The organism is Tolypothrix tenuis PCC 7101 (assembly GCF_963874875.1).
Lineage (GTDB): Bacteria > Cyanobacteriota > Cyanobacteriia > Cyanobacteriales > Nostocaceae > Aulosira > Aulosira tenue.
This window is the reverse complement of sequence record NZ_CAWNJS010000001.1, coordinates 5,263,071-5,273,797: the sequence shown is the minus strand read 5'-3', so window position 1 is coordinate 5,273,797 and position 10,727 is coordinate 5,263,071. Positions and strand designations below refer to the sequence as shown.

The window sequence follows — 10,727 nt, the reverse complement described above, 5'->3', positions numbered from 1 at the left end:
TCGCCTCTGTGTGCCTAGGTATCCACCATCAGCCCTTATTAGCTTGACCACTATTCCATTGGTTTTCCAACTTGCATTCACCAACACTATTCGTGCCTGTGTCTGCCTGCTTTCTATCGCGTTACTATGCAGTTTTCAAGGTTCTGGCTGGAATTATTCCAGCAGTTTGACTATTTAAACAAAGAGTCAATTGCTGATTTTATCCACAATCTTTCGTCTTACCACATTCTCTGCTTTCGTCTCAAAAACAATTTTATTGCTTTTTTTACTTTCACTACAGAGATAATGTGGAGGTTAGCGGACTCGAACCGCTGACATCCTGCTTGCAAAGCAGGCGCTCTACCAACTGAGCTAAACCCCCATCAAAATAATTCGTAATTCATATTGCATAATTCGTAATTAATTACGAACTACGAATTAGTAATTACTAATTATCTTCAGGTGGGCCATCCTGGACTCGAACCAGGGACCTCACCCTTATCAGGGGTGCGCTCTAACCACCTGAGCTAATAGCCCATAATTGAGAACCTTTCTATAGTTTGAAAGCCTTAACTATTCCTGCGACCGACCTAGAGTAGACCATCTTTGTCTCTATTCACTGTTTGCTTTCGATTTCAAAGTTGGGTAGGTCTCCCTAAAAGGAGGTGATCCAGCCACACCTTCCGGTACGGCTACCTTGTTACGACTTCACCCCAGTCACCAGCACTGCCTTCGGCATCCTCCCCCACGAATGGTTGGAGTAATGACTTCGGGCGTTGCCAGCTTCCATGGTGTGACGGGCGGTGTGTACAAGGCCCGGGAACGAATTCACTGCAGTATGCTGACCTGCAATTACTAGCGATTCCTCCTTCACGCAGGCGAGTTGCAGCCTGCGATCTGAACTGAGCCACGGTTTATGAGATTTGCTTGCTATCGCTAGCTCGCTGCCCTTTGTCCGTAGCATTGTAGTACGTGTGTAGCCCAAGACGTAAGGGGCATGCTGACTTGACGTCATCCCCACCTTCCTCCGGTTTGTCACCGGCAGTCTCTCTAGAGTGCCCAACTTAATGCTGGCAACTAAAAACGAGGGTTGCGCTCGTTGCGGGACTTAACCCAACATCTCACGACACGAGCTGACGACAGCCATGCACCACCTGTGTTCGCGCTCCCGAAGGCACCCCTCCCTTTCCAGAGGGTTCGCGACATGTCAAGTCTTGGTAAGGTTCTTCGCGTTGCATCGAATTAAACCACATACTCCACCGCTTGTGCGGGCCCCCGTCAATTCCTTTGAGTTTCACACTTGCGTGCGTACTCCCCAGGCGGGATACTTAACGCGTTAGCTCCGGCACGGCTCGGGTCGATACAAGCCACGCCTAGTATCCATCGTTTACGGCTAGGACTACTGGGGTATCTAATCCCATTCGCTCCCCTAGCTTTCGTCCCTCAGTGTCAGTTGCGGCCTAGCAGAGCGCTTTCGCCACCGGTGTTCTTCCTGATCTCTACGCATTTCACCGCTACACCAGGAATTCCCTCTGCCCCGAACGCACTCTAGCTATGTAGTTTCCACTGCTCTTATGAGGTTGAGCCTCACTCTTTAACAGCAGACTTACATAGCCACCTGCGGACGCTTTACGCCCAATCATTCCGGATAACGCTTGCATCCTCCGTATTACCGCGGCTGCTGGCACGGAGTTAGCCGATGCTTATTCCTCAGGTACCGTCATTTTTTTCTTCCCTGAGAAAAGAGGTTTACAACCCAAGAGCCTTCCTCCCTCACGCGGTATTGCTCCGTCAGGCTTTCGCCCATTGCGGAAAATTCCCCACTGCTGCCTCCCGTAGGAGTCTGGGCCGTGTCTCAGTCCCAGTGTGGCTGATCATCCTCTCAGACCAGCTACTGATCGTCGCCTAGGTGCGCTCTTACCACACCTACTAGCTAATCAGACGCGAGCTCATCTTCAGGCAATAAATCTTTCACCTTTCGGCACATCCGGTATTAGCCACCGTTTCCAGTGGTTGTCCCCGACCTGAAGCTAGATTCTCACGCGTTACTCACCCGTCCGCCACTATCTCCGAAGAGACCGTTCGACTTGCATGTGTTAAGCATACCGCCAGCGTTCATCCTGAGCCAGGATCAAACTCTCCATTTTGTAGATAAAGTTCGTTTAGCTCTTATTCGACTGATTTATACCTCAGTCTGGTAATTCTCTTTACTGACGCAGGGTATATGTTATATACTGGCTTTCAAACTATATGATTTTCAAGGTTCGGTGTCCCTACCAGCGCCGCTTTTCGCGCTCCGCTCTCAGGCACTTATCTAATATATCGAGCCTCCTTTGGTTTGTCAACTTTTTTTGGAAAAAAGTTTCAAATTCTTTTGTCGCCCTTCTATCCCCTCTCCATTAAGGGTTTTCGGCTATATTATTTCTCGATGTTGCATAGGAATCACTAAAAATTGTGAGCAATTTCGGTATCTTGCCCCCTTGGCTCGTCCTTGAACCTTTGTTGTGTGACTGCTTACCATTAAAGTTTTCTTGACCACTCCCACGATCAGAGGAGTATCTTTGTCAAAATGACAAGATTACCTAACCCATATATAAATGGAATAGGCTGCTGCTATTTTATTTAGACGTGGGAGTAAAGTCTGCAAAATTAATCAGGCTGTTGGTACTGTTGTAGCCATTGCAGTTTACAGCTAGATCAAATCACGACAAATAATTGGAGTTGCGCTGTTCGTGGCAGTACTTGCTCAAGTAACTGGCGATTCACGCTCATGTGAGTTTGCATTAAGAAGTTTACAACCCTTGCGCCAGCAAATTCAAAGCTTGAATTTGGAATCTCGGCAAAGAATGGCTCGCTTCGTAGGAATCGGTGCTGCAACTGACTGGAGTTCAATGATCTATGCGTTAGTGAAAATTAGTCAATTTCTGGGTGATGACACACTATACAACATGCTTAAGAATTAGTTAGTTGGATTACACCAGAACTGATTGCTGGGAATAAAAAATTGGATGTGATTGCCAGATCTGCTGGAGCAATTTTAGGGTTATTGTCCCTTGATAGAGCCACAGGTAACGAAAATATTTTGTTGAATGCGATCGCCTACGGACAACATTTTACCAATTACCCCATACCCAATGTCCCAAGTATCCAAGAAAGTTGAGGTAAATGTCAAAATTGGGACTAAAGCCTCGTACAATTGATATCACTTATGCTTAACTCAGGAGAGTGTAGCCATGCCGATGGCGGTTGGCGTAATTGAAACTTTAGGTTTTCCTTCGGTCTTGGCGGCTGCAGATGCAATGGTTAAATCTGCGGCAGTCACATTAGTGTATTATGGGCAAGCGGAAAGCGCTCGCTTGTTGGTTGCAGTTCGGGGACACGTTGCTGAAGTTAGAACAGCAGTGGAAGCAGGAATTGCTGCTGGAGAACAAGTAAAGGCTGGTACAGTTATCACCCATTACATAGTTCCCAATCCTCCAGAAAATGTGGAAACCATCCTTCCTATCCACTTTACTGAAGAATCTGAACCTTTCCGTATCTTCTAAACAAGTTCATCATAAAAATTTGTGGTTAAGCTTCGTACAATGTAACTTGTAGCGCCACATAAGTTAATTCATACAGGAGATTGTTAATGTCACTACAGGCAGTTGGAGCATTAGAAACTAAGGGTTTTCCTGCTGTTTTAGCCGCAGCCGATGCGATGGTAAAAGCCGGTCGAGTTACCCTTGTTGGTTATATCAGAGTAGGTAGCGCTCGTTTTACAGTCAATATTCGTGGCGATGTTTCTGAAGTAAAAACCGCGATGGCGGCTGGTGTGGAAGCAGCGGAAAATGTTTATGGTGGAACTTTGGAATCTTGGGTAATTATTCCTCGTCCCCATGAAAACGTTGAAACTGTTTTACCTATTGGGTATACAGATGCAGTACAACAATATCGGGAATCTGTAGAAAACCCCATCATCAGAGGAAACGGGCGGTAAGGGATTAACAACTCAAAAAGTATCCTAACGCATTTAGGCAGGGGGCAGGGAGCAGGGGTGAGGAAGAGTCCTGTTAATTCTAAAAGTTGGGATAATTGATTGTTTAGATGTCAAAGCAGCCTACACTTACCACTAGTGCAAGTGTAGGTACTTTAGTTAGATATACTGACGGATGCAATTACCATTGAGGTGCTTTAGTAAGTAAATGGATGACTGATTGCTGTTCTATTGGTTGAGAAAACAGAAATCCTTGAGCAAATTCGCAGTTTAAGCTTCTCAATTGGTCTAACTGTTCTCTAGTTTCTACACCTTCTGCGATCGTTCTCATGCCCATTGAGTCTGCAATCCCAATCATAGCCGGCACTAAACCCATGTCTTCTTGATTTTCCTGCATACGTTTGACAAATGACTTGTCAATTTTTAGCGCACTCAGTGGGAAGCTATGCAGATAACTTAAAGAAGAATAACCTGTACCAAAATCATCCATCACTAATTTAATGCGACGCTCTTGTAATTGCTGGAGAATAGTTTTCACAGCATGAATATTCTCCATAATTACGCTTTCTGTAATTTCTAGTTCTAAGTTCTCGGGATTGACTTTGGTTTCATAAAGAATTTCATCAATTTGAGCAATTAAGTTGGGTTGTGAAAACATCCGCGCACTTAAATTGACACTCATAGTAATGGGTTGGGTAATTTCTGGGTGATTTTCCCACAAATGTAATTGTTGGCAAGCTGATTGCAATACCCAAGTGTTGATATCACTAATCAAACCTGTTTCTTCTGCTACCGGAATAAAATCAGAAGGTGGAATTAGTCCCCGAAGGGGATGTTTCCACCGGACTAGGGCTTCAAAACCAGCTATTTTACCTGTATAGAGCGAAACTATGGGTTGATAGTAAACAATAAATTCTTGTCTAGCTACAGCTCTGCGTAAATCATTTTCTAGCTCTAAAAGCTGGATAGCTTCTTGATACATGATCGGGTCAAAAACGTGATATCTGGCTCTCCCTAAAGCCTTGGCCCGATACATGGCTGTATCAGCATCGCGGAGCAAATATTCGGGAATATCGTATTCTTTATTGCCCCAAGCAATGCCAATACTGGCATTCATAAATACTTCATATCTAGTCAGTTTAAATGGGAGTGATAGCTGCTGTAGAATATTTTCCGCAACTTCCAGTACCATATTCATATTTGTGGGATCTTCTAGCAAAATGCCAAATTCATCACCACCCAATCTGGCTAGAGTATCATTTTCTCTTAGCGATATTTTGAGGCGGTGAGCAATGGCTAAGAGTAATTCATCTCCTACTAAATGCCCTAAAGAATCATTGACAACTTTAAAGCGATCGCAGTCTAAATAAAGTAGGGCAAATTGATAATCAGAGTTTTGTTTGGCTCTGTTTAAAGCTTTTTCTACGCGCCTAATAAATAAAACTCGGTTAGCTAAACCAGTCAGAGAATCGTGCAATGCTAAATCTAGCAGTTTACTTTGTAATTGTTGGCGCGAAGCAACTTCGTCTTGGAGCTTGTGCAATGCGTTCTCTAGCTCCCAAGTACGTTGTTTGACTCTTTCTTCAAGTTCAATGTTGAGCTTGATTACTTCTAATTGTGCGGCTCTGAGTGCCAGTTGATTTTGTACGCGAACTAATACTTCTTGCAATTCAAAAGGTTTAGTGATGTAATCTACACCTCCTACCTGAAAGGCTTTGATTTTATCGAAAACATCATCTAATGCACTAATAAAAATTACCGGAATATTTGCAGTCATATCCCAGGCTTTCAAACGTTGACAGACTTCGTAGCCATCAACTTCTGGCATCATAATGTCCAGTAATATTAAGTCTGGTAAGACTGTTTGGCAAGCAGTCAAAGCCATTTGCCAGTTCAAAGCTTTACGGACGTTATATCCTTCTCTAGTAAGGAGCGAGGATAAAACTCGCAGATTATCTGCCATATCATCAATGAGCAGGATATCTTTTTTGTCAGGTTCTAACCGCTCGTAGTTCATTCTGCGTTTGTTGTAAGTAATTCCATAATTTTTTCAAACTGGTAGTTGTTAGCTAAATCCCGCAGCAGTTGAAAACAGGGGCTTTTTTCTGGGGGGATTTGCTCAAGCAACTGTAAAATCATGTCATCGCTACAGCTAGCTGCAGCATGACGTATATTAGCTAACCACTGCGGTGACATCTGTGATAAATGCCACATAAGTTCAGCTTCTGTGGAAAATATTTCTGTCGTTGGATTGATAACTGCTGTTTGTAAGCTATCTATTTGACTGATATATTCTACACCTAGATGTTCGCTGACTTTTTTGAGTAAGACTTCTTTCGTAAATGGTTTGCGAATAAAATCATCACAACCTGTTGAGAGGATGTTCTGTCGTTCTTCCTCAAAGGCACTAGCAGTTAAAGCAATAATAATAGTATTGCTATTGGTGCTGAGGGGCATTGTGGAGCATTGACAAGCTAGTTGCAAGGGCCTATCTAGATAACTCTTTTCTTTAGCTTTGATCTCTCTTGTGGCTTCATAACCATCCATAACAGGCATCCGCATATCCATAAAAATCAGATGTGGTTGCCATTCCATCCATTGGGCGATCGCTTCTTGTCCGTTTGTCGCCTCCTTTACGACAAATCCTATGGATGTAAGTAATTTCACCAACACCAGCCGATTATCTCTAGCGTCGTCAACTACTAAAATGCGGTATTCTGGTTGACCTGGTGCTAAACCAACGATTTGGTCTTGACAATGTTGCTGTTTCACTTCGCTGGCTGAGGCGGGGTGAATTTGAATATCAAAGGTAAATTTACTACCCACGCCTAGGGTACTAGTCACAGTAATATCGCCATCCATGAGTTGCACATATTTGCGGCTAATTGCCAAGCCTAGTCCTGTTCCCTGTTGGGAGTTTCTGCCAGTTTCGGTTTGCCCAAAGGCTTCAAATAATAAATCAATTTCTTGTGGTGCAATCCCAGGGCCAGTATCTTGAATTTCAAAGATTAACGATTGGCAAGATTGATGCTCGTTTTCTATTCCCCAATCTCCAGACTCCAGCCTGACGCGCAGTGTTACAGTACCTTGATGAGTAAACTTGATAGCATTACCTAAGAGATTGAGCAAGACCTGCCGCAGTTTGCTTTCATCGGTTTGCAGATATTGGGGAATATTAGGCGCATATTCAAATACCAGCAGTAAATCCTTGGCAGCAGCGCGGAAGCGCAACATTTCTTCCAAGTTGCCTAAAAACCGAATAAAGTCAAAACTATTGACATTCAAGGTCGTTTTGCCAGCTTCGATTTTCGACATCTCCAAAATGTCGTTAATTAAATTGAGGAGATGCTCACCAGCACGATTGATAATGGCTAAATTTTCTTGATGTTCAGCCGATAAAGAACTGTCATGGCTCATGACTTGGGCAAAGCCGAGGATAGCGTTCAGTGGGGTACGTAGTTCATGACTCATATTAGCCAGAAATTGGCTTTTGGCACGGTTTGCCCGTTCAGCTGCTATTCTGCCTCTAGCGGCAATTTTTTGGGATTGAATCAGTTGTTTTTGGGTAGTTTGCAGCTTGTGGATGACTTTGAGCAGCTCTTGGGTACGTTTTTTGACTTGTGATTCTAACAGGCGGTTGTATTCTGCTAATAATTTGTCGGCTTGTTTCCCTTGGGTAATATCCGTAGCAGTGGCGATCGCTAAATCAATCTGCTCTGATTCTTCCATGATGGGCATTCTCAAAGCCTCTGACGCAATCATCTGTTGCGAATGGGGAAGTTCTAAATTATCTAAGTTGATACTTTCCCCTGGTAATGCTCTTAAACCAGACAGGCGTTCTCTGACAACCAGCCGCTTACCATCACCACTGCGGTTTTGCTGCTTGGTTTGGGCAAGATAAATCCGATAAATTTCTAATAATTGTTCAGCAGAAAATTCAGCTACCATTCCTTCAGCCAGCATTTGTTGACTAATGTAATTCATATGAGCATGATTAGCTATTTCTACTGGTGTAACTGCTAATAATTTACGAGGTTGAATCTGACTGTTTCCTAAGCTTTTATTTAAAAATATCTGCTTTGCTTGCCAGGTAGTAATCGACCTTTGCAGGTGCTTTTCCATATAATTAAATGGGTAAGTCAGTATCCCGAGTTTTTGGACTGGAGAAATTTCTCCTGTTGGTTTCCAGAGGCTGGAAGTAATTTTTTGGGTTGATTGATTTAATCGCAGAATTTGCTTGAGCAGCCAACGAGTAGTTAAAATACCTAATTGGGTAACTGCTAAAAATGCGGCTATAGATAATAAAAGAGTAGTGTTGTTGTTAGCATTAATTTGTTGAATAACGTCAGCTTCGGAAACTACTACGACAATCAACCAATCCAAGCCAATATCGTCCCGCCAATTTTTTACCTGTACAAAATAACTTCCTTGTGTGCTGGAAAAGCGAATCTGTTGTTTACCAACAATGAATCCTAGGCTGCCAAAACGTTTGAGTAAATATTCTGTTGTCAATTTGATCAAGTCATCTTGACTATCTACTGCCGATAAACGTTTTGCTTGACCTTGAATAATAGTGTATGGTGGTTGATTTTTGGAGTCAGATACTATTAGCCCAGAACGCTCCAAAATAAAGATTCTTCCTCCTTTACCAACATTTAAGTTACCTAAAAAATTTCTCATGTGTGACAAGATTAAATCTATACCCACCACTCCTACTAGCTTGTTAGTGCGATCGTAAAGTGGTGAACTCGAAGAGATAGATAAAACTTCTGGTTTATTCTCCCATAGTGAAATTTGACTCCAATATGGCTTCCCCAGATTAACTGCATTTATATACCAATTTTCTAGACGAGGATCGTAATTTTTGACTTCTTGAAGATGAGTATGATTTTTTTGGCTATCTGTGGCGTAAACATACAGTTTACCAATACCCTTTTTTTGAGAAACCTCCTTAATCAAGAGTCTACCGTTATGTAGTTGTTGAATACCGAGAAATTCACCTTTGGGATTGGCAAATTTGTTGTACTGAATATGAAAAAATCGCATCTGTTTCCCTAGGTAATTTTCGGTTGCTTCCACATTAGTATGCTTGAGCAAACCTACCTGCATCAAATCCCAGTTAACGTGGTTAATTTGCTGGGGAGTGATTAAGTTTTGGTCGAGGTGGTGTTCAATGCGATCGCAGATTTCCTTTTCTAACTGAATTGCCAGATCTTTTACCGCTTCTTGTCTATTTTGCAACCACAGATAGCCTATCAGTCCCACCGATCCACAAAATTGCAACACTAAAGGCACAATTAAAATAGATTTGAAAGGCATCGTATTAATATAGGCCTGTTCAAATAAGCGGTTGAGAGATTTGACGTGATGAAGTTTAGATAACATTGTGGTGTAATTTGATCCCCATTGTTAACCTATGGGTCTTCTTGCCATATAAATTACAAGGAATATAAGCATTAGTACTACTCTTTTTAGGAAAAGTTATTATGCACTTAACCTAAGTTTGTATAAAAGAGGTTAGTACCAGTGTTTTTAATACTATAGTTTTGCCCGATGCGGTTCCTCCCCAATTAAATTTTTCTGTGTGGTTATTACACTTGAATTTGGTGGCTTTTCAGCGGCAATACATTAGCATTTTTTCTCTGGTGAACTACAAAATATACTTATAGTCATGCAGATGAGCATATATATTGGTTTAAATTTAACCAATAGACTACAGTATGGGGCTAAATCATGATTGTCACAATAGACACAATAACCCAAATAAAAGTCTGTCTTGTTTACCCGTGAAGTACTCAGTCTTTAAATCTTGGTTTTAGGCAAACAATCATACATATTCAATTACAAAACCGTGAAAATTACTAGATAAATTTTCGATTCAAAAGTAAAGAAATTTAGGAGATTTTTACTTTTTGATTTTCTTATTTAAGAAAAATTAATTTTTTAACCTATGATTGCAACTTCATTACCAATTTGTAACATTGCTTCAAATGGTGAAATAGAAGCAATAGTATTGACACTCAATTTATAAAAATGATTAAAGCGAGATATAGCTACCCAATTGGGTAAGGTTGCTTGTCGCTGTGTTACAAATGTTTTTTGAAACTGAGCATCAGCTAATCCAGAGTCAGGATTGCGTGTTGGTACTACACAGCGTTGGCAAGGCTGAACTCCAATAAAGTTAACGTTTCCTATCCGAAAAGAGACTGTTTGATCGCTTTGTGAACTAAATAATTGGTCTTCCCAAAAAGCAGGTACACCACCAATTTCTAAATTGGCGCGCATCCGGCGGCGCATTTGTTCTACAGTTACACCCGGAAACCAGGAAGCCACTTCTGTTAAGGTTGCGGTACTAATCACTGTTGGCCCAAGACGCTCTGTATCATCGGGGAATCCTTGAACAGAATTTTGCTGTAATTTCACAGTGAAACCGAAAAAATCACTTAAAGTTGCTGTTAGCGCCTGTTTGTCTCCGTCGAGATGAAATACTTGTTCTGAGTTACTTCCAGGTATTTGCAGAGATAGAGTTCTATTTGAGAGGGCAAATTTAGCTCGCAAAGAATGAATTTTGGCATGGCGTTTGCCATTAACGAAATTGCCGCGCTCGTCAAAGATGGCAAATTCACGGTCAAATTCTAGAGTACCGCTAGAGAGAACTCTAGCTTTCTCTACTTCCACACCATCAAAAGACTTAATCGGGTAGAGTAAAATTTTGGCTAAGTAGGGCATCATAGGAATTTTAGATTGTGGATTGTGTGATAAACATCCCGCC

General features: G+C 42.0%; 6 protein-coding genes, 2 tRNA genes and 2 rRNA genes (1 of these 10 only partly in view). 3 read left to right on the top strand and 7 right to left on the bottom strand.

The features are described 5' to 3' along the window. The 4 genes from AACU25_RS20790 to AACU25_RS20775 form a co-directional block, all read right to left on the bottom strand. Window positions 1-49, bottom strand: a 23S ribosomal RNA gene (locus AACU25_RS20790) (it extends 2,774 nt beyond the left edge of the window). 239 nt (window positions 50-288) lie between these two features. After that, a tRNA-Ala gene (locus tag AACU25_RS20785) sits at window positions 289-361 on the bottom strand. Between the two features lie 81 nt (window positions 362-442). Further along, window positions 443-516 (bottom strand) — tRNA-Ile (locus tag AACU25_RS20780). 121 nt (window positions 517-637) lie between these two features. Next, a 16S ribosomal RNA gene (locus AACU25_RS20775) occupies window positions 638-2,126 on the bottom strand. The 16S and 23S rRNA genes sit together here with 2 tRNA genes alongside, the layout of an rRNA operon. Window positions 2,127-2,989: 863 nt before the next feature. On the opposite strand from AACU25_RS20775, the gene AACU25_RS20770 reads away from it, so the two are divergent. The 3 genes from AACU25_RS20770 (at window position 2,990) to AACU25_RS20760 (ending at window position 3,958) form a co-directional block, all read left to right on the top strand. After that, a complete protein-coding gene (locus AACU25_RS20770; protein WP_190445857.1) occupies window positions 2,990-3,139 on the top strand; it encodes a hypothetical protein in 150 nt (49 codons plus the stop codon). A gap of 73 nt (window positions 3,140-3,212) precedes the next feature. Next, the gene (locus AACU25_RS20765; RefSeq protein WP_096578873.1) at window positions 3,213-3,524 is read left to right on the top strand and encodes a carbon dioxide-concentrating mechanism protein CcmK; all 312 of its coding nucleotides are present in this window, start codon (window positions 3,213-3,215) and stop codon (window positions 3,522-3,524) included. Window positions 3,525-3,610: 86 nt separating this feature from the next. Continuing rightward, window positions 3,611-3,958 (top strand): carbon dioxide-concentrating mechanism protein CcmK, encoded by a 348-nt coding sequence (locus AACU25_RS20760; protein WP_096578871.1) that lies wholly within the window; start codon window positions 3,611-3,613, stop codon window positions 3,956-3,958. A gap of 178 nt (window positions 3,959-4,136) precedes the next feature. On the opposite strand, the gene AACU25_RS20755 is transcribed toward AACU25_RS20760, so the two are convergent. From AACU25_RS20755 to AACU25_RS20745, 3 genes are all read right to left on the bottom strand, one after another. Then, window positions 4,137-5,972: a two-component system response regulator gene (locus tag AACU25_RS20755; RefSeq protein WP_096578869.1), complete on the bottom strand. Its 1,836-nt coding sequence runs from the start codon at window positions 5,970-5,972 to the stop codon at window positions 4,137-4,139. Next, window positions 5,969-9,340, bottom strand: coding sequence for an ATP-binding protein (locus AACU25_RS20750; RefSeq protein WP_096578867.1), 3,372 nt, complete (start codon window positions 9,338-9,340; stop codon window positions 5,969-5,971). Before AACU25_RS20750 ends, AACU25_RS20755 begins: the two co-directional genes overlap by 4 nt. A gap of 558 nt (window positions 9,341-9,898) precedes the next feature. Next, complete coding sequence (locus tag AACU25_RS20745) at window positions 9,899-10,684, bottom strand: MOSC N-terminal beta barrel domain-containing protein (protein ID WP_096578865.1); 786 nt, start codon at window positions 10,682-10,684, stop codon at window positions 9,899-9,901. Between the last annotated feature and the right edge of the window lie 43 nt (window positions 10,685-10,727).